This window comes from Pseudomonas sp. SD17-1 (genome assembly GCF_029201585.1).
Lineage (GTDB): Bacteria > Pseudomonadota > Gammaproteobacteria > Pseudomonadales > Pseudomonadaceae > Aquipseudomonas > Aquipseudomonas palmensis.
The window spans coordinates 3,951,481-3,975,409 of the sequence record NZ_CP104044.1 but is presented as its reverse complement, the minus strand read 5'-3'; the positions used below and the strand labels follow the sequence as shown (position 1 = coordinate 3,975,409).

Below are 23,929 nucleotides of genomic sequence, written 5' to 3'. Positions count from 1 at the left end.
CTGTTGAAAGCCGGTCGAATATCGCCCAACAGGCGTTTGGGGCAACGCCTGGATTTAACTTTGTGCAGTTTTGCCAACACTGGAATCAGACGATTTCAAGTGTGCTGAAAACGCCAAACTTCAGCACCGTGCATTGTCGGTGTGCAATTTGCGTCGGGCATAGTATCACTTCGCTTGGAAATGGTCGCGGGGCGTGAAAGATGTCCGAACTGTCAGTTTTACGGGCTGGTACGGTCGTTCCGGATGGCGCAAAGTCTAGCACTTTGCTATCACTGGTGGCGATACACAACTTGTCCTATATGCGCTGATATTGTTTTTGTATACAGCTGACAGAAACTCGCCGCCCACGCGTAAGTTAATGCTTAGTGTTGTGGGAAAGTGCTTTGAAATGATGTGCGGCGGGGAAATTTCCCACGCCGGTTAGTTGTGCAACTTCATGCGCCCAGGGCGGGTGCAGGGGCGGCGGGTGTGGCGGTCGCCTTGGCCGGTTCTGCGTGCAACTGCCGGAAGGTCTGTTCCAGTTCCTCCAGCAAGGCCAGTTGCTCCTGGGGGTCCAGGTTCAATTGGCCGGTGTGCGGGTCGATCAGTTCAAGCTGCCAGGCCAGCAGGCTCAGGCAGGCTTTCAGCTTGGGCAGTGCAGCGTGAAGGCGCGCGCGGCATTGCTGCGGTTCGAGCACATGACAGAGTTGGCGACAGAAGTCGGCGATCTGCGTCTGGGCCTGCAGGTGGGCACGCTCGGCCAGTGTGCCGAGGGTGTTCAGCAGGCAGTCGCACGCGTCGGTATCGTGGCCGATCAGGTCAAGGTGCGACAGGCACTCCTGAGCGCGGGTCAGCAGTACGTGGGCATCGACCTGAAAGTCGTGTAGGGCGCTGATGTCCGCAGTGGTGTCGGACATCAGTCGTTTCCTGCCAGGCGCAGACTGCGGATGGGGGCTGAAACGCCCTGGAGCCGGTGTTTTGGCAAGACGCTAGCATTGGTTGTGGACAACAAGGCAGTAGCGAGCAAAAGCCTGACTCCATTCATGCAATGAGAATGGCGTCACATTAATGGCTAAAGGATATTGCGAACATCAGGTCTCGCCCGATTGTGGCTAGGGGTTTCCCTGATGGCATTGGCTTGGTGTGATCGCTGATGACCTGCCGCGACTGCAAAACTGTCAGCGCAGTAAACCATGATGCTAAAGTGACATCAATGCCCCCCGCAGCATTTTATTTTGGGGGGTCAAGCCAAGACGAACGCGGCCGATACACGGTTGATAATTCAATTTTTGCGACACGCCTGGGGGTTGTTTAATGGCTGGCATTCTCGACACGGTAGACCAAAGGACGCAGCTGGTAGGCGAGAACCGTCTGGAAATCCTCATGTTTCGCCTGGCCGGGCGCCAACTGTTCGCGATCAACGTGTTCAAGGTGCAGGAAGTGCTGCAGATGCCCAAGTTGACCCTGATGCCGCAACGCCATGCGTATGTGTGCGGCGTGGTCAACCTGCGTGGGCAGACCCTGCCGGTGATCGACCTGTCCCAGGCCATCGGCATGCGCCCACTGGAGCCGGGGCCCAACAGCACCATCATCGTCACCGAGTACAACCGTTCGGTGCAGGCGTTCCTGGTGGGAGGCGTGGACCGTATCGTCAACATGAACTGGGAGGCGATCATGCCGCCGCCCACCAGTGCCGGGCGTCAGCATTACCTGACGGCCATCAGCAAGGTCGACGAGCAACTGGTAGAAATCATCGACGTGGAGAAAGTACTGGCCGAAATCGTGCCGTACAACGCCAAGGTGTCCCGCGACAAGCTGGAAGACCCAGTACTGGCGCAGGCGCGAGGGCGGGAGGTGCTGCTGGTGGACGACTCCACCGTGGCCCTGGCGCAGTTGCGTGAAACCCTGAGCCAGCTGGGGGTGAAGATGCATGTGGCCAGCGATGGCCTCAAGGCACTCAACCTGCTCAAAGGCTGGGCGGATGCCGGTGAGGACGTGTGCTCGAAGTTGCTGATGGTCTTCACCGATGCCGAAATGCCGGAAATGGACGGCTACCGCCTGACCACCGAGATCCGCAACGACCCGCGCCTGCGCAGCCTGTACGTGGTGCTGCACACGTCCTTGTCGGGCAGCTTCAACGAATCGATGGTGAAGAAGGTCGGTTGTGACAACTTTTTGTCCAAGTTCCAGCCCGACAAGCTGGTGGATGTGGTGCGCCAGCGCCTGATGCTGGACGAAGCGACCGTCTGAGCCGGCACCGACTGCCGGGCAGCGGTTGCCCGGCCCTCGGTGTAAGCTTGCGCCTTTATCATCCGGAGCCGGCCCATGCGTCTGAGCGCGTTGTATCGTTACCCACTCAAGTCGGCCCAGGCGCAAGCCCTGGGCCAGTCGCCGTGCGGCCTGCTGGGCTTGCTGGGTGACCGGCGCTGGATGCTGGTGGAGCAGGACAACGGACGTTTCCTGACCCAGCGCGCCTACCCGCAGATGAGCCAGTTATCGGCGCTGTACGACGCCGATGGCGGTCTGGTGCTCAGTGCCCCGGGTTTTGACCCCCTGCAGGTGGCGGTGCCGCAAGCGGACGCCAATCTGCGTGGGGCGACCATCTGGCGCGACACCCTGCGCGTACCGGATGCAGGCGATGCGGCGGCCGACTGGTTGAGCCGCTTCATCGGCAAGCCGGTGCGCCTGGTGCATGTGCCCGAGCCGCGTACCCGCTATCTGCCGGCCGGCTACGGTGAGAACAGCGACCGTGTGGCCTTCGCCGATGGTTTCCCCTTGCTGCTGATCGGCCAGGCGTCGCTCGACGACCTGGTACAGCGGGTTGGGCGCCCCTTGGAGATGCTGCGCTTTCGGCCCAATCTGGTGGTCGAGGGCAGTGCGGCATATGCCGAGGATGGCTGGAAGCGCATTCGCATTGGCCAGCAGACCTTTCGGGTGCTTTCCCCGTGCACGCGCTGCATCCTCACCACCCTCGACCCGCAGACCGGCGAGCGCAGCCCCGATCGCGAACCCTTGACCACGCTCAAGACCTATCGGCAGAAGGAGGGGGATGTGCTGTTCGGCCAGAACCTGGTGGCCGACGGCGAGGGCATGCTGGAGGTGGGCATGGCGGTCGAGGTGCTGGAATAGCGACGGGCCGCTTCGCCAGCAAGGCTGGCCCCTGCACACGCACCGTCGCCTCCACAAGGTTGCGCTTCGACGTTGCCGGCGAAGCGCTGATCACCGCTTACTGATCGTCGAAAAACCGCTCGTGCCAATCCACCAGTGGCTGCGGTGAATTGAGTTTCTGCCCGTAGATCACCGAATACGACAGCACGTTCTGCACGTACTGGCGGGTCTCGTCGAACGGAATCGACTCCACCCATACGTCGAAGCTCAGGTGATCGGCGCCGCGCAGCCACTGGCGCACGCGTCCGGGGCCGGCGTTGTAGGCGGCCGAGGCCAGCACCCGGTTGCCGTTGAACTGGCCGTGCACCTGGCTCAGGTAGGCGGCGCCCAGCTGGATGTTCTTGTCCGGGTTCAGTACCTGCGCCGGCGAAGCCAGCGGGATGTTGAACTTGCGCGCCGTCTCCTTGGCGGTGGCCGGCATCAGTTGCATCAGGCCGCTGGCACCCACGTGGGAGCGGGCGTCGTCCATGAAGGCGCTTTCCTGGCGGGTGATCGCGAACACCCAGCTCGAGTGCAGGCCGCGTACCTTGGCTTCGCGTACCAGGGTGTCGCGGTGGGCCATCGGGAAGCGGATATCCAGGTCGTCCCAGTACTGGGCCTGGCTGATGGTACGGATGGCCGGGAAGTACCAGCGCATTTCATAGGCCAGGCGCGCCTGGGCGACCATCTCGTCGCGGCTGAAATGACGGCTGACGTGGTACCACTCGCGGCGCCCGTCAACGATCTGGCCGCGGGCATGGAATTCCAGCGCGCGCCGCACGCCGGGGGTGTTGCGTACCTTGTTGATCAGTTGCTGGCTGAGCACCAGCGGCTTGTTGTTGAGCTGGTACGGGGTCTGTGCACGATCGGCGGCCAGGAACCCGTAGAAGTCGCGCTCTCGCGCTACCGTCTTGTACAGCAGTGGAATCTGCGGGTTCTTCGGCTGCGCCAGCTCCAGGCTGCGCGCCTGCCAGTAGCGCCAGCGGTTGGTGGTGGCCAGGTCCTGGGGCAGGCGTTTGGTCAGCTCGTAGGCATCTTCCCAGCGGCCCAGACGCAGCAGCAGGCGCAGGCGCCATTCGGTCACGGTGTTGTCGCGCAGCTCGGGGTCGTACTGGGTCATCAGGCCCAGGGCGCGGGGGTCGTAGCGCCGTGCCAGGGTAAGGCCGATTTCGCGGGCGATCGCCACCTTCTCGTCGCGGGAGAAATGCATGCGATTGGCGTAGTCGTCGAGCAGCGCCATGGCCCGCTCCGGGTCCTGGCGCGCCAGGCGGCGCAGGCCCAGGCTGACCACGTCGGACATCGCTTCGTTGACCGGGGTGAAGCGCCCGGGGTTGTTGAGCAGTTCGGGCTTCTGCGCCACATCCACCAGCAGACGGCCTTGCGGGCCCAGGGTGTTCAGGCCTTTGATCAGGGTGTTGGCCAGGGCGTAGTTGCGCGCCTGGGCCGCGAGCTTGATGCGCTCCCAGCGCTTCTGTTCGGTCAGCTGGCCCTCGGCGGCCCAGCGGTCGAACAGCACGTCACAGGCCGCCGGCTGCGACTTGCCCACCAGCCACAGCTTGTCGGCGGTGGCGTAGCCCTCGGCGCGCAGGTTGTGGCTGAGCTGATACTGGCCGTTGAGGCAGTCGAGCTCGGTGAAGTTCAGCTTGGGGTCGTAGTACTTGACGAAGGGTTGCCAGTCGCCGCGCTCTGCCAGCCAGCGCAACCAGCGCAGTTTCATCCAGTTGGCCTGGGGCAGGTCGCCATGCTCGGCAAGAAACTTCTCGATCTCGGCGTTGCTGGCGCTCTTGAGGCGCGCCGTCAGTTCGTCGTAGGCCAGGTAGGGCTCCAGCGGATAATCACGCAGGGCCTGTTCGTAACGGCGGTAAGGGCCGCTGTCGCCCTTGGCCAGGGCACGCTTGGCTTCATCGTAGTACTGGCGTTGCTGGGTGAGGTCGGCGGCCTGGACGGTGCTGGCCGCGGTGGCGGAAAAAAGCAGACAGGATACGAGGCTGAGCAGGCTGCGGCGCATGATACTTCCGGACAGTTTGACCAAAACGAGTGTCGGCGGCGCCAGCACTGGTGGGATTACGTGCTTAAGCTTAGCCGTTTGCCGGGGGCGGAAGAAAGCATTGTGCTTGTATCGGCATGTAATGCAGGACTGCGGTCGGCACGCCGGTCGCGCTTAATGTGAAGCAGGCGCAACTCAGGTAGAATGCGCCCCCGGTTTTTGGAGAAGATCATGACCCTGCTCAAATTAAGCGATGTGTCCCTTGCGTTCGGCGCCATGCCGTTGCTGGACAAGGTGTCCTGGCAGATCGCCCGTGGTGAGCGGGTCTGCATCATCGGCCGCAACGGCACGGGCAAGTCGAGCATGCTGCGCCTGGTCAAGGGCGACCAGAAGCCCGACGAAGGCGATGTGTGGCGTGCCCCGGGCCTGAAGATCGGCGAGCTGCCGCAGGAACTGCCGGTGGCCGACGGGCGCACCGTGTTCGATGTGGTTGCCGAAGGCCTGGACGGTGTCGGTGCATTGCTCGCCGAGTATCACCACCTGAGCCAGAACATTCACACCGACGCCGACCTGGAAAAGCTCATGCACGTGCAGAGCGACCTTGAGGCGCGCGATGGCTGGCGCTTGCAGCAACTGGTCGACAGCACCCTGAGCCGTCTGCAGCTGCCGGCCGACAAGACCCTGGCCGAGCTGTCCGGTGGTTGGCGTCGGCGTGTGCTGCTGGCCCAGGCGCTGGTGTCCGAGCCCGACCTGCTGCTGCTCGACGAACCGACCAACCACCTGGACATCGGTGCCATCGCCTGGCTTGAAGATGCCCTGAGCGGTTTTGGCGGCGCCGTGCTGTTCATTACCCACGACCGTTCCTTCCTGCAGAACCTGGCCACGCGCATCCTCGAACTGGACCGAGGCGGGTTGATCGACTGGAACGGCGACTACGCCAGCTTCCTGGTGCACAAGGAAGCCGCGCTGGCTGCCGAAGAGACTGCCAACGCGCTGTTCGACAAGAAACTGGCCCAGGAAGAGGTGTGGATCCGCCAGGGCATCAAGGCCCGGCGTACCCGCAACGAAGGCCGCGTGCGCGCCCTCAAGGCACTGCGTGTGGAACGCAGCGAGCGTCGCGAGCGCCAGGGCAAGGCCAACATCCTGCTCGACGTGGCGGAAAAGTCCGGCAAGCAGGTGATGGTGCTGGAAAACGTCAGCTTCGCCCACCCCGATGGCCCTTACCTGGTCAAGGATTTCTCGATGGTCCTGCAGCGCGAGGACCGTATCGGCCTGCTGGGTGCCAACGGTACCGGCAAGACCACGCTGCTCAAGCTGATGCTGGGCGACCTGGAGCCAAGCTCGGGCAAGGTGGAGTCGGGCACGCGTCTCGAAGTGGCCTACTTCGACCAGTTGCGCCACCAGCTTGACCTGGAAAAGACCGTGATCGAGAACATGGCCGAAGGCCGTGACTTCATCGAGATCGATGGGCAGAACCGTCACGTACTGAGCTACCTGGGCGACTTCCTGTTCAGCCCCCAGCGTGCACGCACGCCGGTCAAGGCGTTGTCCGGTGGCGAGCGTGCGCGCCTGCTGCTGGCCAAGCTGTTCAGCAAGCCGGCCAACCTGCTGGTGCTCGACGAGCCGACCAACGACCTGGACGTGGAAACCCTGGAGCTGCTCGAAGAGGTGCTGGCGGGCTTCAAGGGCACCGTGCTGATGGTCAGTCACGACCGGGCGTTCCTCGACAACGTGGTCACCAGCACCCTGGTGTTCGAAGGCGAGGGCAAGGTGCGTGAGTACGTGGGCGGCTATCAGGATTGGATTCGCCAGGGCGGTTCGCCCAAGCTGCTCGGCGTGACCGAAAGCAAGTCGGGCAAGTCCGAGCTCAACAGTGCGGTGGTCGAGGCCGTTGCACCCGAGCCTGCGGCAGCGCCGGTGGTCAATGAAGGCAAGAAGAAGCTCAGCTACAAGCTGCAGCGCGAGCTGGAGGCGCTGCCGGGGCAGATCGATGCCCTGGAGCAGAAGATGGCTGCGGTGCAGGCGGAGATTTCCGATGCAGGCTTCTATCAGCGGCCAATCGACCAGACCACCGCCGTGCTGGCCAGCCTCGAGAAGCTGCAGGGCGAGCTGGACACACTGGTGGAGCGTTGGGCCGAGCTCGACAGCTGATATGAAGAAGGCCCGCTGTGTCCAACAGCGGGCCTTCTGGTATCAGTCGGCCTTCTTCTGCAGGCGTACCGCCAGCACATCGCACGGTGCGCCGTGCAGCACGTCATTGGCGGTGGAGCCCAGCAGCAGCGCCAGGCCGTGGCGGCCATGGCTGCCGACCACGATCAGGTCGCACTTCTGGTCCTTGGCCAACTGGTGAATCTCCTGGCGAGGCTGGCCGTAGGTCAGGTGGGAATCGCCGCGGTTGATCTCCGGATACTTGTTGAACAGGCGGTCCATGCGCTCCTTGGCCTGGTCGAACTGTTGCTGCTGCAGTTGCGACAGGTCCATCGGCACGTCGCCGCCGAAGGCCATGGCCATGGGCTCGACGATATGTACCAGGGAAACCTTGGTGCCGTTGGGCGTGGCCAGCTCGCGAGCGCGCTTGATCACCGGGTCGCATTCTTCGGTCAGGTCGACGGCGACCAGAATGTGTTCGTAGGGCATGAGGGCTCTCCTGACAATCGCGATAGTTAAAGTATGGTCGGTTTCAGGCTGATCGCATCGATGTCGGCTAACCAGCTCATTTGCAAAGTCTTTATAGGAATAACAGATATGACGTTCTGGGTAGTAGTGTCAATCCTTGCGCTGATGCTCAGCCCCATGGTCTGGCTGTTGCCCTCGCGTCGCACCAGCGGGCGCATGGCCCTGCGCCTGGAGGCGCGGCGCATGGGGCTGGCCATGCAGCTCACCCCGCAGACCTGGCCGCACTGGCTGCCCGAAGAGCCGCCGCATACCTGCGCGCAGTATCATTGCGCGCGCCGTCGCGGGCATGCCGACAGCTGGAGCTACTGGCAGGTGACACCAGGGGTGTGGCTCAACCAGTGGCGCGAGCCCTGCGAAGATGCGCGCGTGCTCGAGCACCTGTCGCGCCTGCCGGCGAGTGTCTACAAGGTCGAGGCCAACCCGCAGATGATCGCGTTGTGCTGGGGAGAGAAGGGGGATGCCGCAGCGTTGCAGGACATTGCCCGGTTGCTCAAGGCGCTGGCGTGACCCGTGAGTCGTGTGATTGACCGCCAGGGCCAGCCCCATGGCGGGGCCGGCAACTGAATAAAAAAGGCCAGGCAGGCCGGAAACTTCTTCGATGCCCTCAGTGTAGCTGCGCTTTATCCCTTCGCCGCCTCTCTCGTGCGTATCCATGGCCGATCACCTGCATGAATGATGGCCAATCACCTACAGGCTGAACCCGCACCCCTTCGCTCAAAATGACCGTAAAGTCGCGTTTTGCTCGTGCTTTTGGGTATTTGACAACGGCAGGCTTTTCGGTGAATGTGTCCGTACCCAAATCAAACGGGCGTATGAATTGAGCGTTTGTATGTCACATGACGCTCGCAGAATCCCGACTATCGCGCTGACGGGTGTGCCTGGTGCCGAATTTCGTGCCAGCGTTCGGCGTGTACAGTTCAGCTTCCATATCGTGGAGATCAGTTGATGATTTACGAAGGTAAAGCCATCACGGTTAAGGCTCTTGAAAGCGGCATCGTCGAACTGAAGTTCGATCTCAAGGGTGAGTCCGTCAACAAGTTCAACCGTCTTACCCTGAATGAATTGCGTCAGGCCGTAGACACCATCAAGGCAGATGCGTCGATCAAAGGTGTGATCGTCAGCAGCGGCAAGGACGTGTTCATTGTCGGCGCCGACATCACCGAATTCGTCGACAACTTCAAGCTGCCGGATGCGGAGCTGGTTGCAGGCAACCTCGAAGCCAACAGAATCTTCAGCGATTTCGAAGATCTCGATGTACCGACCGTTGCCGCCATCAACGGCATCGCGCTGGGCGGCGGCCTGGAAATGTGCCTGGCGGCCGACTTCCGCGTCATGTCGACCAAAGCCAAGATCGGCCTGCCTGAAGTCAAGCTGGGTATCTACCCGGGCTTCGGCGGTACCGTACGCCTGCCGCGCCTGATCGGCGCCGACAATGCCATCGAATGGATTGCCGCCGGCAAGGAGAACCGCCCTGAAGACGCACTGAAAGTCGGTGCCGTCGATGCAGTGGTGGTCCCGGAGAAACTTCAGGAAGCTGCCCTGGAACTGATCAAGCGCGCCATCAGCGGCGAGCTCGACCACAAGGCCAAGCGCCAGCCGAAGCTGGAAAAGCTCAAGCTCAACGCCATCGAGCAGATGATGGCCTTCGAGACCGCCAAGGGTTTCGTGGCAGGTCAGGCAGGCCCGAACTATCCGGCGCCGGTCGAAGCCATCAAGACCATTCAGAAAGCCGCCAACTTCGGGCGTGACAAAGCGCTGGAAGTCGAAGCCGCCGGCTTCGTCAAACTGGCCAAGACCTCGGCAGCCCAGAGCCTGATCGGCCTGTTCCTGAACGATCAGGAACTGAAGAAAAAGGCCAAGGCCTACGACGAGATCGCCCAGGACGTGAAGCAGGCCGCCGTACTCGGTGCCGGCATCATGGGTGGCGGCATCGCCTATCAGTCGGCCTCCAAAGGCACGCCGATCCTGATGAAGGACATCAACGAGCACGGTATCGAGCAGGGCCTGGCCGAAGCCGCCAAGCTGCTGGTCAGCCGCGTCGACAAGGGTCGCATGACCGCCGCGAAAATGGCTGAAGTGCTCAACGGCATCCGTCCGACCCTGTCCTACGGCGACTTCGGTCACGTGGACCTGGTGGTGGAAGCCGTGGTCGAAAACCCCAAGGTCAAGCAGGCCGTGCTGGCCGAGGTCGAAGACCAGGTCAAGGCGGACACCATCCTGGCTTCCAACACCTCGACCATTTCCATCAGCCTGCTGGCCAAGGCCCTCAAGCGTCCGGAAAATTTCGTCGGCATGCACTTCTTCAACCCGGTGCACATGATGCCGCTGGTGGAAGTGATCCGTGGCGAGAAGTCCAGCGAACTGGCGGTGGCCACTACCGTTGCCTACGCCAAGAAGATGGGCAAGAACCCGATCGTGGTCAACGACTGCCCGGGCTTTCTGGTCAACCGCGTGCTGTTCCCGTACTTCGGCGGTTTCGCCAAGCTGGTGAGCGCCGGTGTGGACTTCGTGCGCATCGACAAGATCATGGAAAAATTCGGCTGGCCGATGGGCCCGGCGTACCTGATGGACGTGGTCGGCATCGACACCGGCCACCACGGCCGCGACGTGATGGCCGAGGGCTTCCCGGACCGCATGAAGGATGACCGTCGTTCGGCCATCGACGTGCTCTACGAAGCCAAGCGCCTGGGCCAGAAGAACGGCAAGGGTTTCTATGCCTACGAGGCCGACAAGCGCGGCAAGCAGAAGAAGGTTGCCGACCCGTCGGTGCTCGAAGTGCTCAAGCCGATCGTCTACGAGCAGCGTGAAGTCAGCGACGAGGACATCATCAACTGGATGATGATCCCGCTGTGCCTGGAGACCGTGCGCTGCCTGGAAGACGGCATCGTCGAGACGGCGGCCGAGGCCGACATGGGCCTGGTCTACGGCATCGGTTTCCCTCCGTTCCGTGGCGGTGCACTGCGCTACATCGATTCGATCGGTGTGGCTGCGTTCGTTGCCCTGGCTGACCAGTACGCCGACCTGGGCGCGCTGTACCACCCCACCGAGAAGCTGCGCGAGATGGCCAAGAACGGCCAGAGCTTCTTCGGTTAAGCGCCCAACGACTAGAGCGAGAATATTGTATGAGCTTGAATCCAAGAGACGTCGTGATCGTCGACTTCGGTCGTACGCCGATGGGCCGCTCCAAGGGCGGCATGCACCGCAACACCCGCGCCGAAGACATGTCGGCGCACCTGATCAGCAAGCTGCTGGAGCGCAACGTCAAGGTCGACCCGAGTGAAGTCGAGGACGTGATCTGGGGCTGCGTGAACCAGACCCTGGAGCAGGGCTGGAACATCGCGCGCATGGCTTCGCTGATGACCCAGATCCCGCACACTGCGGCCGGCCAGACTGTCAGCCGCCTGTGCGGTTCGTCGATGAGCGCGCTGCACACGGCCGCCCAGGCGATCATGACCGGCAACGGCGATGTGTTCGTGGTCGGCGGTGTCGAGCACATGGGCCACGTGAGCATGATGCACGGCGTGGACCCCAACCCGCACATGTCGCTGTATGCGGCCAAGGCCTCGGGCATGATGGGCCTGACCGCCGAGATGCTGGGCAAGATGCATGGCATCAGCCGTGAGCAGCAGGACGCCTTCGGTCTGCGTTCGCACCAGCTCGCCCACAAGGCGACGGTCGAAGGCAAGTTCAAGGACGAAATCATCCCGATGCAGGGCTATGACGAGAACGGCTTCCTCAAGGTCTTCGACTACGACGAAACCATTCGCCCGGACACTACCCTGGAAAGCCTGGCGGCGTTGAAGCCGGCGTTCAACCCCAAGGGCGGCACCGTGACAGCGGGTACCTCCTCGCAGATCACCGACGGCGCCTCGTGCATGATCGTGATGTCGGCCCAGCGTGCCCAGGACCTGGGCATCCAGCCGCTGGCGGTGATCCGCTCGATGGCGGTGGCCGGCGTGGACCCTGCGATCATGGGCTACGGCCCGGTGCCGGCGACCCAGAAAGCCCTCAAGCGTGCGGGCCTGAGCATTGCCGATATCGACTTCTTCGAGCTCAACGAAGCCTTCGCTGCACAGGCCCTGCCGGTGCTCAAGGATCTGAAAGTGCTCGACAAGATGGATGAGAAGGTTAACCTGCACGGCGGCGCAATCGCCCTGGGTCACCCTTTCGGTTGCTCCGGTGCGCGGATTTCCGGCACTCTGCTCAATGTCATGAAGCAGAATGGCGGTACCCTGGGTGTTTCGACCATGTGCGTCGGCCTTGGTCAGGGGATCACCACCGTCTTCGAACGCATCTAAGCGTTTCGTTGTCGGAAGCCGGGGCCTTGTGCCCCGGTTTTTTGCTTTTTGCAGATTTTTTTTCAAGAGGGTTGGCAGCATGCAGATACAACCAGGCGTATACCGGCATTACAAAGGGCCTGAGTATCGTGTATTCGGTGCCGCGCGCCATTCCGAGACCGAGGAGTGGGTGGTGTTCTACCAGGCCCTGTACGGCGATTTCGGCCTGTGGGTACGCCCGCTTTCGATGTTCACCGAGTCGGTCGAGGTTGACGGCGAGCACGTGCCGCGCTTTGCTTTGGTCGAGGCCGAGCCCGAGCTGTTTTCGCGTGCCGATGCGCAAGTGGGCTAACCTTCGGCGCTTGACCTCACTCTGTTGCCACTATATATAGCGGTGCCACGTCAGGTACCTGCCGTGTTTTTATTTTCGTTATTCAGGAATTTTCCGATCCATGGGCAAATCGCTGGTCATTGTGGAATCCCCGGCTAAGGCCAAGACCATCAACAAGTACCTGGGCAACCAGTACGTGGTGAAGTCGAGTATCGGCCATATCCGAGACCTGCCCACCAGCGGTTCCGCCAGCAAGGAGCCTGCTGCCAAGCGCGGCAAGGCTGCTGCCGGCGAGGCACCCGCGCTGTCGCCGAAAGAAAAGGCGCGCAAGCAACTGGTGGCGCGCATGGGCGTCGACCCGGACCACGGCTGGAAGGCCAAGTACGAGATCCTTCCGGGCAAGGAAAAGGTCATCGAGGAGTTGCGCCGCCTGGCCAAGGATGCCGACACCATCTATCTCGCAACCGACTTGGATCGCGAGGGGGAAGCCATTGCCTGGCACCTGCGCGAAGCCATCGGTGGGGATGACAGCCGCTACAAGCGCGTGGTGTTCAACGAAATCACCAAGAAGGCCATCCAGGAGGCCTTCTCCCAGCCGGGCGAGCTGGACATCGACCGTGTCAATGCACAGCAGGCGCGTCGCTTCCTCGACCGCGTGGTGGGCTACATGGTCTCGCCACTGCTGTGGCAGAAGATCGCCCGTGGCCTGTCGGCCGGCCGGGTGCAGTCGGTGGCCGTGAAGCTGGTGGTGGAGCGCGAGCGCGAGATTCGCGCATTCATCCCCGAAGAGTACTGGGAAGTGCACGCCGACCTGGGTACTGCCAAGGACGCCAAGGTGCGCTTCGAGGTGGCTCGCCAGAACGGCGAGGCCTTCAAGCCGCTCAACGAAGCTCAGGCGATGGCCGCGCTGGAGAAGCTCAAGGCTTCCAGCTACACCATTGCCAAGCGTGAAGACCGCCCGACCAGCAGCAAGCCCTCGGCGCCGTTCATCACCTCGACCCTGCAGCAGGCGGCGAGCAATCGCCTCGGCTTCGGCGTGAAGAAGACCATGATGATGGCCCAGCGCCTGTACGAAGCCGGCTACATCACCTACATGCGTACCGACTCGACCAACCTGTCGGTCGATGCGGTGGAAATGGCGCGCAGCTACATCGAAAGCGAGTTCGGCAAGAAGTACCTGCCAGAAGCGCCGATCGTCTACGGCAGCAAGGAAGGCGCACAGGAAGCGCACGAAGCGATCCGACCTTCGGACGTGGCCACGCACCCGACCAAGCTCAGCGGCATGGAGCGTGATGCCGAGCGTCTGTACGAGCTGATCTGGCGCCAGTTCCTGGCCTGCCAGATGCCGCCGGCGCAGTACCTGTCGACCACCGTCAGCGTCACGGCGGGCGAGTTCGAGTTGCGTGCCAAGGGCCGTATCCTCAAGTTCGACGGTTACACCCGTGTGTTGCCGCAGCAGAGCAAGCCGGGCGACGACGATGTACTGCCGGAAATGAACCAGGGCGAAGTGCTCAAGCTCATCAAGCTCGACCCGAGCCAGCACTTCACCAAGCCGCCGGCACGTTTCTCGGAAGCGAGCCTGGTCAAGGAAATGGAAAAACGCGGTATCGGTCGCCCATCGACCTACGCGGCGATCATCTCCACCATCCAGGACCGTGGCTATGTGACCCTGCACAATCGCCGCTTCTACTCCGAGAAGATGGGCGACATCGTGACCGAGCGTCTGTCCGAGAGCTTTTCCAACCTGATGGACTACGGCTTCACCGCCGGCATGGAAGAGAACCTCGACGATGTGGCCCAGGGCGAGCGCGACTGGAAAAACGTGCTGGACGAGTTCTATGGCGACTTCAGCAAGAAGCTGCAACTGGCTGAAGATGCCGAAAAGGGCATGCGTGCCAACCAGCCGACCCCGACCAACATTGCCTGCAAGGAATGCGGCAGGCACATGATGATCCGCACAGCCTCCACGGGTGTGTTCCTCGGTTGCTCGGGCTACAGCCTGCCGCCCAAAGAGCGTTGCAAGGCCACCGTGAACCTGGTGCCAGGTGACGAGATTGCCGCCGACGACGAGGGCGAGTCCGAGTCGCGCGTGCTGTTGGGCAAGCACCGCTGCCCGATCTGCGCCACGGCGATGGACGCCTACCTGCTCGACGAGAAACACAAGCTGCACATCTGCGGCAACAACCCCGATTGCACGGGCTACGAGATCGAGGAAGGCAGCTACCGCATCAAGGGCTACGAGGGCCCGAGCCTTGAGTGTGACAAGTGCGGCAGCGAGATGCAGCTCAAGACCGGTCGTTTCGGCAAGTTCTTCGGCTGTACCAACCCGGAGTGCAAGAACACCCGCAAGCTACTCAAGAGCGGCGAGGCGGCGCCGCCGAAGATGGACGCGGTGAAGATGCCCGAGCTCAAGTGCGAGAAGGTCAACGACACCTATGTGTTGCGTGACGGGGCTTCGGGCCTGTTCCTGGCCGCCAGCCAGTTCCCGAAGAACCGCGAGACCCGCGCCCCCCTGGTGATGGAGATCGTGCCGCACAAGGACGAGATCGATCCGAAGTATCACTTCCTCTGTGAAGCGCCGAAGAAGGACCCGGACGGTCGCCCGACGGTGATCCGCTACAGCCGCAAGACCAAGGAGCAGTATGTGCAGACCGAGGTCGACGGCAAGCCGACCGGCTGGCGAGCGTTCTATGACGGCAAGGCGTGGAAGGTGGAAGACAAGCGCTAAGCGATAGAATCGGCTACTAGAGGCTGCATCTGGTGATCCTGGACGCAGCCTTTTTTTTAGTCAGGTCAGCGAACGGTTGTGAGGTTTGATCGGGACGTTTCTCCGCCAGGGCTGTACACCATCGAGCAGAGGCAAGCAGATGAGTCAGGAAATGTTGGAAGCAGGGCCGCAGTCGGCCAGAATCCTGTCGGTGTTCGATTTCGATGGCACGCTGACCCGCCGTGACAGCTTTGTACCTTTTTTGAGGTTCGCTTTCGGCAACGGCTTTTTTGCTCGCCGCATGCTGCGGATGATCTGGCCAAGCCTGCGCTATATGGGGCGGCGGATCAGCCGCGATGAACTCAAGGCCCAGTTGATCCAGACGTTTCTTGCGGGTGTGAAAGAGCAATGGGTCGCGCAGAAGGCGGTGGCGTTCAAGTCGCAGGCGTGGGCCCGGCTGATGCGCCCGCAGGGCGTGATTTCGGTGAAACAGGAACTGGCCTCTGGTGCCGAGGTGACGATCTGTTCGGCATCGCCGGCGCTGGTGCTCAAGCCCTTTGCCGAACAGTTGGGCATCAAGCTGATCGGCACCGAGCTGGAGGTGATCGATGGCGTGCTGACCGGCAGGATCAGTGGAGACAACTGCCGCTGCGAAGCCAAGGTTCTGCGCCTGGAGGCGGTTTACGGGGTGCTGACGCAGTACCGCATGCGCGCCTGGGGCGACACGCGGGGCGACCATGAGCTGCTGGCCGCGGCTCAGGACGCACACTGGCGGCACTTTCATCCCGCGTGGCAGCGTGGCCGCCTGCGCATCGAAAAGATCTACGGCCCGGTCACCCCGGCCACGCCGAAAGACTCGGCTGCAACCACGGTTGGCGGTTTGCCGCGCAACGATGACCGCAAGGGCGGTTGAGCCTCACGCCTGCGGTGATTCAGCTTGCGTGCCTGCGATCCATCACAGAAACTGAGCCCCCGCCTCACACTCCCTCGGAGCGCGCCTCGATGGCCCAGGAACTCTATACCCGTACCAACCAGAAGATCTATTTCGCCGGTCTGGCCCTGGAGGCACTGGGCAAGGCGCAGGACAGTCGCGCCATGAACGCCCAGGCGCAGACCCAGGCCGAGCGGGAGTCTGCGCTGTTTCACCTGTATGGTGCGCTGTTGGGGCTGTGTCATGAGGTCGGTGGCTATTATCGCTTGCCCCAGGCCGGCGCGCTGCGTGCCGAGCAACTGCTGAGCCGTGAAGTACTGGCGACCATCGCCATTCCCGAGCTGGCTGAACTGGTCGAACTTGCCGAGCAGCCTGAAACCTGGCTGGCGCAACTGCTCAGGGCTTATGCCGATTTGTTCCGACCACCTGTCGCGAGCAAGGCGCCCAAAGGTGATGTGACCCAACCGTTGATTCAGGCCGTGAGCCTGGATGAACCCGAGGCGCCAGCGCTGTCGCGCGAAGAACTGGAGAGCTGGCGGCAGAATCTCAAACGCCTCGTGGTGCGTTTTCGCGAAGGTCTGAGTGAGTGCTGATCCTGCCAGTGGCTGGTACAATGCCGGCCTTTCCTGGAGAACAGTCTTTTATGCCCACGTCCTTTCTAGAAATTGTAGAGTTGCCTGACGGTCGCATCGAGTTGCGCCGCGCCGAGGACGAGGGGTCGTTGGTAACCCTGGATTTTTCGGAAGATGCCAAGGCGTTCCTGCAGGGCCAACACGTCGAGGTGGCCAAGGCCATGCTCAGCGTTGGTGTGCAGATGGCCGGCAAGTTGGTTGAAGGCGAGATCGAACAGGAACATGCAGGCCCACGGGTTCTGCACTGACCGTCAGTATCCGGCTTCCTCGTCCTGAGGAAGCCTGCTGCATACCCTTCGAGCGTTCAGCGAGTATCAGCCCAGGCGGATATTCAGGCTTTGTGCGTCACCCGCACGGGCAGCATTGGTCAGTTGCAGGCGGGCGCCGTTGCTGACCGGATTGAACCAGGTGACCACCGTATGGCTGCGCCCAAGGCGCAGGGCGTCACAGGCCAGTTGCAGCGCACTCTGGTTGCCGCGAGGCTGCAGCAGCAGTATGCGTTCGCGGTTGAGCCCTGCGTCCCTCAGCCAGGCCTGGGTAAGGCTACCGGGTGGGGCGATCAGGGTAAGCCAGCGGGCGTCATGCTCTTCACTCAGTTCGCTCAGGTCGCGTAGCACCGGTGCCAGCAGGCTTTGGCAGTGCTCCAGCGCGCCACGCAAGGACAGCTCGCTGAATGCCTGCGGCTTGTTGCTTTGCCGGGCGGGCTGCCTGGTTTTGACCCGCGGCAGTACCGGCTGGGCCAGGAATGCTTCGAACAAGGGCAACTGTGCTTGCTGTGGTACGTGGGGGAACTGCATGACGCCTCCTTATTAGCGGCGGATAACGCCGACGCTCAAGCCCTCGATGACCAGGTCCTGCTCTTTCAGGTTGACTTCGATAGGGGCGAATTCGGGGTTCTCGGCGATCAGCCAGACCTTGTTGCCTTCCCGTTTGAAGCGCTTGACCGTGACTTCGTCACCCAGGCGGGCTACGACGATCTGACCATTGCGCGCTTCGCGGCAGGTGTGTACGGCCAGCAGGTCGCCGTCGACGATGCCGACGTCCTTCATGCTCATGCCGTGCACGCGCAGCAGGTAGTCGGCGCGGGGGTGGAAGAAGGCCGGGTTGATGGCGCAGGATTCCTCGATGTGCTGCTGGGCGAGGATAGGGGCACCCGCGGCCACGCGGCCAATGATGGGCAGGGCGTTTTCATCGGGCTTGCTCTCGAGCCCCGGAATGCGGATGCCGCGCGAGGCACCAGGGGTCATCTCGATTGCACCCTTGCGGGCCAGTGCCTTCAGATGCTCTTCGGCGGCGTTGGGGGATTTGAACCCCAGTTCCTGGGCGATTTCCGCGCGGGTGGGCGGGAAGCCGTTGTCTTCGAGGCAGCGCTTGATGAAAGCCAGAATCTCAGCTTGGCGTGGCGTCAGTTTTAGCATGTCGATCGCTCTGTCTTTTTATACAGTGACTGGGATTATATACAGTGATAGCGGCAAGCTACAAGCGGCAAGCTCCAAGCGTGCCCGCAGCTGCCTGCCGCTTCCGGCTTGTGGCTTGTCGCTGCCTTCAATACCATGACCGGCCGGGCACAAAACGCCCGTGCGTACTTGACAGAACCCTGCCTTGAAACGTATGTTTCAAACAAGTGTTTGTCTCGCGGAGTAGTCATGGCCCAGTCGGAAACCGTTGAACGCATTCTCGATGCTGCCGAGCAGTTGTTCGCGGAAAAAGGTTTTGCCGAAACCTCATTGCGGCTGATCACCAGCAAGGCCGGCGTCAACCTGGCGGCGGTGAACTACCATTTCGGTTCGAAGAAGGCGCTGATCCAGGCGGTCTTCTCGCGTTTTCTAGGGCCGTTCTGCCAGAGCCTGGAGCGTGAGCTCGAGCGGCGCCAGGCGCGCCCCGAGCACAAGCCCAGCCTTGAAGAACTGCTGGAGATGCTGGTCGAGCAGGCGCTGGTGGTGCAGCCGCGCAGCGGCAATGACCTGTCGATCTTCATGCGCCTGCTGGGCCTGGCCTTCAGCCAGAGCCAGGGCCACTTGCGTCGTTACCTCGAAGACATGTACGGCAAGGTGTTCCGCCGCTACATGCTGCTGGTCAACGAGGCCGCGCCGCAGATTCCTCCCCTTGAACTGTTCTGGCGCGTGCATTTCATGCTCGGCGCTGCAGCGTTCAGCATGTCGGGCATCAAGGCCCTGCGCGCGATTGCCGAGACCGATTTCGGGGTCAATACCTCGATCGAGCAGGTCATGCGCCTGATGGTGCCGTTCCTGGCCGCCGGCATGCGTGCCGACAGCGGGGTCACGGACGAGGCGATGGCGGCGGCGCAGTTGCGTCCGCGCAGCAAGACCAGCCACGCCCCGGTGCCGGCAAAGGCCTGATTCCCCGGCTGGGCGGCACAGCCGGCTTCGGCTAAGCTAGCGCCCATGCCTATTCTCGATTTGCTGCACATTTCCATCGCCGACCAGTGCCTTTATGGGTTCGCCCAGGGGCGACTGGCGGTGCGTCTTGCGGTGTCCACCGCACTCAATGGCCCGGGCGAGCACAACGGCTCCGGTTGTACACCGCGCGGGCTGCATCAGGTGCGTGCGAAGATCGGCGCGGGCTTGCCCCAGGGCGCGGTGCTGCGCGGGCGTCGCTGGACCGGCGAGGTCTGGACGCCCGACCTGCACGCGCAGTTCCCTGGGCGTGACTGGATTCTCTCGCGCATTCTCTGGCTCAGCGGCCGCGAGCCGGGGCGCAACCGCCTCGGGCCCGTGGATACGTTCCGCCGCTATATCTACCTGCACGGCACGCCCGACAGCGAACCCATGGGTGTGCCGTTGTCCCACGGCTGCATACGCCTGCGCAACGCCGACCTGGTAGCGCTGTTCGACCGGGTGCCTGTGCATTGCCCGGTACAGATCGAAGAAGCCGCCTGCCCCCAGTGGGCGAGCGCGCCCCTCAACTGAAGGATCATTTATGAGTACCCGCCTGCAAGGCTCCCTGATGGTCGACGTGGCCGGCACCTGGCTGACTGCCGAAGACCGCCACCTGCTGCGTCAGCCCGAAGTGGCCGGCCTGATCATCTTTGCCCGCAACATCGAATGCCCGCGCCAGGTGCGCGAACTGAGTGCGTCGATTCGTGCCGTGCGCCCGGACGTGATCCTGGCCGTGGACCAGGAGGGTGGTCGCGTACAGCGCCTGCGCCAGGGCTTCGTGCGCTTGCCCGCGATGCGTGCGATTGCAGACAACCCCAATGCCGAGCGCCTGGCCGAACACTGCGGCTGGCTGATGGCAACCGAAGTGCTGGCGGTAGGGCTCGACTTGAGCTTTGCCCCGGTGCTGGACCTTGACCACCAGCGCAGCGCGGTGGTTGGCAGTCGCGCCTTCGAGGGTGACCCGCAGCGCGCCACCTTGCTTGCCGGTGCCTTCATTCGCGGCATGAACGCGGCGGGCATGGCGGCCTGCGGCAAGCACTTCCCGGGGCATGGCTGGGCCGAGGCGGACTCGCATGTGGCGATACCCACCGACGAGCGCAGCCTGGAGCAGATCCGCGCAGCCGACCTGGTGCCGTTCACGCGCCTGAGCGGGCAGTTGGCGGCAGTGATGCCGGCGCACGTGATCTATCCACAGGTCGATAACCAGCCGGCCGGCTTCTCGCGGCGCTGGCTGCAGGAGATTCTGCGTGGCGAGTTGGGCTTTGACGGGGTGATCTTCAGCGATGACCTGTCGATGGCCGGTGCGCATGTGGTGGGGGACGCCGCCAGCCGTATCGAGGCGGCGCTGAGTGCCGGTTGCGACATGGGCCTGGTGTGCAATGATCGGGCGGCTGCCGAGCTTGCGTTGTCCGCGGCGCAGCGGTTGAGGGTGAGGCCGTCGCCGCGGATCGCGCAGATGCGCGGGCAGGGTTTTGCGCGTACCGATTACCGCCAGCAGCCCCGCTGGCTGGAGGCGCTTGGCGCGCTGAGGGATGCACAACTGATCGACTGAGGTCCTGCGCCGGCAAGGCTGGCTCCTGCAGGTGCTGCGATACCTGTAGGAGCCGGCCTTGCCGGCGAAAGGCTCAACTAATTTTCGCGGCCTGCCGCTTCCCGGGCAACGGCGCAAACAGCGCATCAATGTCTTCATCCGCCAGCTTCCAGTCCCCCGCCTGACGCCCCTCCAGCAAGCCTGCAGCCAGCGCTGCCTTCTCCTGTTGCAACTTCTGGATCTTCTCTTCCACCGTGCCCCGTGTAATCAGCTTGTAGACGAACACCGGCTTGTCCTGGCCGATGCGGTAGGCGCGGTCGGTGGCCTGGTTTTCGGTGGCCGGGTTCCACCACGGGTCATAGTGGATCACCGTGTCGGCCGCGGTGAGGTTGAGGCCGGTGCCGCCCGCTTTGAGGCTGATCAGAAACAGTGGCGTCTGCAGGCTCTGGAACTGCTGCACCGGGGTGCGCCGGTCGCGGGTTTCACCGGTCAGCAGGCTGTAGCGGACGCCACGCTTGTGCAGCTCCTGCTCGATCAGTTCGAGCATCGAGGTGAACTGCGAGAACAGCAGGATGCGTCGCCCTTCGCTGAGCAGTTCGTCGAGCATCTGCATCAGGCTGCCCAGCTTGCCCTTGTCCGAATGGGTGGTTCTTGGCGCAATGCTTTTGACCAGGCGCAGATCGCAGCACACCTGACGCAGCTTGAGCAACGCATCCAGAAGCACGATCTGGCTGCGTGCCGCGCCGTTGCGGGTGATTTCCTCGCGGACCTTCCTGTCCATCGCCACCCGCACCGTTTCGTAGGTGTCGCGCTGCGCGTCGCTCAGCTCCACCCAATGCACGATCTCGGTCTTGGCCGGCAGTTCGCGGGCCACCTGTTCCTTGGTGCGGCGCAGCAGGAATGGCTTGATGCGCGCGGCAAGATGCGCCATGCGCTCGACGTCGCCATGGCGTTCGACAGGGGTGCGGTAATCGCGGCTGAAGGCCTTGCTGTCGCCCAGCCATCCGGGTAGCAGGAAGTGGAAGATCGACCACAGTTCGCCCAGGTTGTTTTCCATCGGTGTGCCGGTCAGGCACAGGCGCTGGTTGGCCTGGATCTCGCGCGCCGCTTCGGCGGCCTTGCTGTTGGCGTTCTTGATGTTCTGCGCTTCATCCAGAATCAGCAGGTGCCAGGGCTGCGCGGTGAAGTGAGCCAGGTCGCGGGGCAGCAGGGCGTAGGTGGTCAGTACCAGGTCGTACTGGTCAAGGTCGGCGAAGTGTCGGGTGCGGCCGGGGCCATGCAGGGCCAGCACGCGCAGCTGCGGGGTGAAGTGCTGCGCTTCGTCGAGCCAGTTGGGGATCAGGCTGGTCGGCATCACGGCCAGGGCAGGGCGCTGCAGGCGCCCCGCGTTCTTTTCGGTGAGCAGGTGCGCCAGGGTCTGCAGGGTCTTGCCCAGGCCCATGTCGTCGCCCAGGATCCCGCCGACCTCCAGTTCGCGCAGGGTCTGCAACCAGTTCAGGCCTTCGAGCTGGTAGGGTCGCAGCGTGGCGTTCAGGCCCTCGGGGGCGGCGATGTCGGTACGCCTGGACTCGCGCAGGCGGCGGGCAAAGTCGCGTACCCGGTCGCCGCCGCGCCAGGTCAGCGCCATGTCGTCGATGCTGCTCAGGCGCGCGGCATCCGGCGCTGCCAGGCGCAGCGAAGGCCCGCTGTCATTGCCCAGGTACAGCTCGCCCAGGGTGGCCATCAGCGGCTTGATGCGTGCGTAGGGCAAGGCCACGCGCAGCGCCGGGCTGTCATGGCGGGCGCGGTTCAGGTCGATCAGCAGGTACTCGTCGTCGCTGCGCCGGGCCAGTTCGCTGGGGCGCAGCAGTTCGGGGTTGCTGCGCAGCAGGTGCAGCACGATCGGCAGCAGGCTGTGGCGCTGGCCGTTGACCACGATGCCCAGCTCCAGGTCGAACCATTCGCGCCCCGGCGCTTCCTCGACATCGGCGTACCAGTCGTCGATGTCATGCAGGTTGAAGGCGAAGTCGGGCCTCACTTCCACCTCCCAGCCGGCTGCACGCAGGGTATCGATGCCGGTGCGGGCGAACTGCAGCCAGGCCTGGTCGTCGGCCATCTGCAGCATTTCGCCGGCGCTGTCGGGCAATGCCTTGCTCTGGCGCGTGGCAACGCTGAAGCCCATTTTCTTCAAGGTCTGGCGCAGCGCCTTTTCGGCGTCTGGCTGACGCTGGATACGCTGGCGGACGTTGCCGTCGATACGGATGACTTCGCTGCTGCTCTTGTCGCTGGTGCGCTGCCCGTCATAGGTGAACGCCAGTGCCGCACGGTGTTGCAACTGGCGCTGCATCTTGCCGGTCTTGGGCATGTAGGCGGTGAATTCGTAGCTGCCCAGGGTGAGGTGCGCAACAGCCGGCACATTTTCGATGACCTGGTTCTGGTAGGTCGCCGTGGCTGGAGGCGGCGGAAAGTCGTTGGCCGTCAGCCGCTCCGTCAGGGTGTACAGCGCCGCTGCGCAATGCTTGCAGTTCTGGCGGACAGGGCAGCTGCAGGTGGCGATCAGGAGGGGGTGAACGTCGCCTTCGATCAGCAGGGTCTGACGGTAGAGGTTGCCGCCGGACCCGTGGCACAGGGTTGTCGCGCCCTTGTCGTCAACCGAAACGAGCCTGACGCGCTTGTTGTCTGCATAGTCAAGCCCTCGGGTGAGGGTCTTGGGGCCGAATTGTTCGCGCCAGAGCTTGCTCTTGAGCGCGCGCTGCAGTGTGGTCGACATGGCTCTACTGTTCCATCATCTCCGCTTCAGCAGGAGAGGTGGTGCGTGTGCCGGCGGCGATCACTTTGAACAGGACCGCCAGGTGCCCGCCATCGAGGAAGGTCAGTTCGTTGTTCTTCACCGTGCTGTTGACCTGCCTGAGCTGTTCGCTCTGGATCACGCTGCCATTGCCATCGAGCTGGTTGACCCAGAAGTTGGCCTGCACTTCGATGAAACGGCCCTGCCTGAGGCTGACATTGCCTTCGACCGGGAAGTGGCCGAACTGCTCCTGGCCCTCGCTGATGGCAACCCGCGACGGTTCGCTGCCTACCTGCTGCTGCCAGGCCTTGTGCAGCAGCACGGTGTAGTTGCTGTCGGCGGCCAGCTTTTCGGCCTGTGCGGTCAGCACCGGCTTGCGCACGTCGTAGTCGCTGGGGGCCTTGGCGCCCTGGCGCCAGTCTTCCGGGGCGAACTGGCTGGTGATCGCGGGCACCGCATTCTGGCGCAGCAGGAACATCTCGACCTGGTACTGGCTGTCGGCAAAGGCGGCCGGCGCAATCAGCGCCAGCAGCAGGGTCAAGCTACGAATTGCACGCATGGATCA

Annotated in this window: 21 protein-coding genes; 14 read left to right on the top strand and 7 right to left on the bottom strand. The window is 63.0% G+C overall.

Features of this window, described 5'->3' with window-relative positions; translation table 11 throughout:
• Window positions 1-434 precede the first annotated feature (434 nt).
• A complete protein-coding gene (locus tag N0B28_RS18005) occupies window positions 435-896 on the bottom strand; it encodes a hypothetical protein (RefSeq protein ID WP_043864577.1) in 462 nt (153 codons plus the stop codon).
• A gap of 397 nt (window positions 897-1,293) precedes the next feature.
• Between N0B28_RS18005 and N0B28_RS18000 the strand changes: the two genes are divergently transcribed.
• Both N0B28_RS18000 and N0B28_RS17995 read left to right on the top strand, forming a co-directional pair.
• Window positions 1,294-2,229 (top strand): chemotaxis protein CheV, encoded by a 936-nt coding sequence (locus N0B28_RS18000; RefSeq protein WP_043864576.1) that lies wholly within the window; start codon window positions 1,294-1,296, stop codon window positions 2,227-2,229.
• Between the two features lie 75 nt (window positions 2,230-2,304).
• Entirely contained in the window at window positions 2,305-3,108 is an 804-nt protein-coding gene (locus N0B28_RS17995; RefSeq protein ID WP_043864575.1) for an MOSC domain-containing protein, read from the top strand.
• Window positions 3,109-3,205: 97 nt separating this feature from the next.
• On the opposite strand, the gene N0B28_RS17990 is transcribed toward N0B28_RS17995, so the two are convergent.
• A complete protein-coding gene (locus N0B28_RS17990) occupies window positions 3,206-5,134 on the bottom strand; it encodes a transglycosylase SLT domain-containing protein (RefSeq protein ID WP_043864574.1) in 1,929 nt (642 codons plus the stop codon).
• 210 nt (window positions 5,135-5,344) lie between these two features.
• Between N0B28_RS17990 and N0B28_RS17985 the strand changes: the two genes are divergently transcribed.
• A complete protein-coding gene (locus N0B28_RS17985) occupies window positions 5,345-7,264 on the top strand; it encodes an ATP-binding cassette domain-containing protein (RefSeq protein ID WP_043864573.1) in 1,920 nt (639 codons plus the stop codon).
• A gap of 42 nt (window positions 7,265-7,306) precedes the next feature.
• On the opposite strand, the gene N0B28_RS17980 is transcribed toward N0B28_RS17985, so the two are convergent.
• On the bottom strand, window positions 7,307-7,750 hold the full coding sequence (locus tag N0B28_RS17980) for a universal stress protein (RefSeq protein WP_043864572.1): 444 nt from the start codon (window positions 7,748-7,750) through the stop codon (window positions 7,307-7,309).
• Window positions 7,751-7,858: 108 nt separating this feature from the next.
• Here N0B28_RS17980 and N0B28_RS17975 point away from each other — a divergent pair, with 108 nt between their 5' ends.
• From N0B28_RS17975 to N0B28_RS17940, 8 genes are all read left to right on the top strand, one after another.
• Window positions 7,859-8,296 carry a hypothetical protein gene (locus tag N0B28_RS17975; RefSeq protein ID WP_043864571.1) on the top strand — a complete coding sequence of 146 codons (438 nt, stop codon included), beginning with the start codon at window positions 7,859-7,861 and terminating at the stop codon, window positions 8,294-8,296.
• Between the two features lie 438 nt (window positions 8,297-8,734).
• Window positions 8,735-10,882, top strand: a complete 2,148-nt coding sequence (fadB, locus tag N0B28_RS17970; RefSeq protein WP_043864570.1) for a fatty acid oxidation complex subunit alpha FadB — start codon at window positions 8,735-8,737, stop codon at window positions 10,880-10,882.
• 29 nt (window positions 10,883-10,911) lie between these two features.
• A complete protein-coding gene (gene fadA / locus N0B28_RS17965; protein ID WP_043864569.1) occupies window positions 10,912-12,087 on the top strand; it encodes an acetyl-CoA C-acyltransferase FadA in 1,176 nt (391 codons plus the stop codon).
• Between the two features lie 79 nt (window positions 12,088-12,166).
• Window positions 12,167-12,418: a DUF1653 domain-containing protein gene (locus tag N0B28_RS17960; protein ID WP_054916193.1), complete on the top strand. Its 252-nt coding sequence runs from the start codon at window positions 12,167-12,169 to the stop codon at window positions 12,416-12,418.
• A 100-nt stretch (window positions 12,419-12,518) separates the two neighbouring features.
• A complete protein-coding gene (gene topA, locus N0B28_RS17955; RefSeq protein WP_043864567.1) occupies window positions 12,519-15,125 on the top strand; it encodes a type I DNA topoisomerase in 2,607 nt (868 codons plus the stop codon).
• A 139-nt stretch (window positions 15,126-15,264) separates the two neighbouring features.
• The gene (locus N0B28_RS17950) at window positions 15,265-16,017 is read left to right on the top strand and encodes an HAD-IB family hydrolase (RefSeq protein WP_123752342.1); all 753 of its coding nucleotides are present in this window, start codon (window positions 15,265-15,267) and stop codon (window positions 16,015-16,017) included.
• Window positions 16,018-16,106: 89 nt separating this feature from the next.
• A complete protein-coding gene (locus tag N0B28_RS17945) occupies window positions 16,107-16,628 on the top strand; it encodes a DUF6586 family protein (RefSeq protein ID WP_123752343.1) in 522 nt (173 codons plus the stop codon).
• A 50-nt stretch (window positions 16,629-16,678) separates the two neighbouring features.
• On the top strand, window positions 16,679-16,915 hold the full coding sequence (locus N0B28_RS17940; RefSeq protein ID WP_043864565.1) for a hypothetical protein: 237 nt from the start codon (window positions 16,679-16,681) through the stop codon (window positions 16,913-16,915).
• Between the two features lie 66 nt (window positions 16,916-16,981).
• Here N0B28_RS17940 and sulA read toward each other — a convergent pair whose 3' ends face one another.
• Entirely contained in the window at window positions 16,982-17,464 is a 483-nt protein-coding gene (gene sulA / locus N0B28_RS17935; RefSeq protein ID WP_054916190.1) for an SOS-induced cell division inhibitor SulA, read from the bottom strand.
• A 12-nt stretch (window positions 17,465-17,476) separates the two neighbouring features.
• Window positions 17,477-18,085 (bottom strand): transcriptional repressor LexA, encoded by a 609-nt coding sequence (lexA, locus tag N0B28_RS17930; protein WP_043864563.1) that lies wholly within the window; start codon window positions 18,083-18,085, stop codon window positions 17,477-17,479.
• A gap of 228 nt (window positions 18,086-18,313) precedes the next feature.
• On the opposite strand from lexA, the gene N0B28_RS17925 reads away from it, so the two are divergent.
• The 3 genes from N0B28_RS17925 to nagZ are packed head-to-tail and all read left to right on the top strand — an operon-like array spanning window position 18,314 to window position 20,618.
• On the top strand, window positions 18,314-19,027 hold the full coding sequence (locus N0B28_RS17925) for a TetR/AcrR family transcriptional regulator (RefSeq protein WP_043864562.1): 714 nt from the start codon (window positions 18,314-18,316) through the stop codon (window positions 19,025-19,027).
• Between the two features lie 45 nt (window positions 19,028-19,072).
• On the top strand, window positions 19,073-19,597 hold the full coding sequence (locus N0B28_RS17920; protein ID WP_177333000.1) for a L,D-transpeptidase: 525 nt from the start codon (window positions 19,073-19,075) through the stop codon (window positions 19,595-19,597).
• Between the two features lie 22 nt (window positions 19,598-19,619).
• Entirely contained in the window at window positions 19,620-20,618 is a 999-nt protein-coding gene (gene nagZ, locus N0B28_RS17915) for a beta-N-acetylhexosaminidase (protein WP_275732076.1), read from the top strand.
• 73 nt (window positions 20,619-20,691) lie between these two features.
• Here the strand turns inward: nagZ and N0B28_RS17910 are convergent, their stop codons facing one another.
• On the bottom strand, window positions 20,692-23,346 hold the full coding sequence (locus tag N0B28_RS17910) for a DEAD/DEAH box helicase (RefSeq protein ID WP_275727887.1): 2,655 nt from the start codon (window positions 23,344-23,346) through the stop codon (window positions 20,692-20,694).
• 4 nt (window positions 23,347-23,350) lie between these two features.
• Window positions 23,351-23,923 (bottom strand): CsiV family protein, encoded by a 573-nt coding sequence (locus tag N0B28_RS17905; protein WP_043864559.1) that lies wholly within the window; start codon window positions 23,921-23,923, stop codon window positions 23,351-23,353.
• Between the last annotated feature and the right edge of the window lie 6 nt (window positions 23,924-23,929).

Bases quoted from the DNA above. Each gene is read 5' to 3' on its own strand.
- N0B28_RS17960 (WP_054916193.1), top strand. From the start codon at position 12,167: ATGCAGATACAACCAGGCGTATACCGGCATTACAAAGGGCCTGAGTAT.
- N0B28_RS18005 (WP_043864577.1), bottom strand. From the start codon at position 896: ATGTCCGACACCACTGCGGACATCAGCGCCCTACACGACTTTCAGGTC.
- fadA (WP_043864569.1), top strand. From the start codon at position 10,912: ATGAGCTTGAATCCAAGAGACGTCGTGATCGTCGACTTCGGTCGTACG.
- N0B28_RS17985 (WP_043864573.1), top strand. From the start codon at position 5,345: ATGACCCTGCTCAAATTAAGCGATGTGTCCCTTGCGTTCGGCGCCATG.
- N0B28_RS17980 (WP_043864572.1), bottom strand. From the start codon at position 7,750: ATGCCCTACGAACACATTCTGGTCGCCGTCGACCTGACCGAAGAATGC.
- lexA (WP_043864563.1), bottom strand. From the start codon at position 18,085: ATGCTAAAACTGACGCCACGCCAAGCTGAGATTCTGGCTTTCATCAAG.
- N0B28_RS17940 (WP_043864565.1), top strand. From the start codon at position 16,679: ATGCCCACGTCCTTTCTAGAAATTGTAGAGTTGCCTGACGGTCGCATC.
- N0B28_RS17910 (WP_275727887.1), bottom strand. From the start codon at position 23,346: ATGTCGACCACACTGCAGCGCGCGCTCAAGAGCAAGCTCTGGCGCGAA.
- N0B28_RS17945 (WP_123752343.1), top strand. From the start codon at position 16,107: ATGGCCCAGGAACTCTATACCCGTACCAACCAGAAGATCTATTTCGCC.
- N0B28_RS17905 (WP_043864559.1), bottom strand. From the start codon at position 23,923: ATGCGTGCAATTCGTAGCTTGACCCTGCTGCTGGCGCTGATTGCGCCG.
- N0B28_RS17995 (WP_043864575.1), top strand. From the start codon at position 2,305: ATGCGTCTGAGCGCGTTGTATCGTTACCCACTCAAGTCGGCCCAGGCG.
- N0B28_RS17950 (WP_123752342.1), top strand. From the start codon at position 15,265: ATGAGTCAGGAAATGTTGGAAGCAGGGCCGCAGTCGGCCAGAATCCTG.
- N0B28_RS17975 (WP_043864571.1), top strand. From the start codon at position 7,859: ATGACGTTCTGGGTAGTAGTGTCAATCCTTGCGCTGATGCTCAGCCCC.
- fadB (WP_043864570.1), top strand. From the start codon at position 8,735: ATGATTTACGAAGGTAAAGCCATCACGGTTAAGGCTCTTGAAAGCGGC.
- N0B28_RS17925 (WP_043864562.1), top strand. From the start codon at position 18,314: ATGGCCCAGTCGGAAACCGTTGAACGCATTCTCGATGCTGCCGAGCAG.
- N0B28_RS17920 (WP_177333000.1), top strand. From the start codon at position 19,073: ATGCCTATTCTCGATTTGCTGCACATTTCCATCGCCGACCAGTGCCTT.
- sulA (WP_054916190.1), bottom strand. From the start codon at position 17,464: ATGCAGTTCCCCCACGTACCACAGCAAGCACAGTTGCCCTTGTTCGAA.
- topA (WP_043864567.1), top strand. From the start codon at position 12,519: ATGGGCAAATCGCTGGTCATTGTGGAATCCCCGGCTAAGGCCAAGACC.
- N0B28_RS17990 (WP_043864574.1), bottom strand. From the start codon at position 5,134: ATGCGCCGCAGCCTGCTCAGCCTCGTATCCTGTCTGCTTTTTTCCGCC.
- N0B28_RS18000 (WP_043864576.1), top strand. From the start codon at position 1,294: ATGGCTGGCATTCTCGACACGGTAGACCAAAGGACGCAGCTGGTAGGC.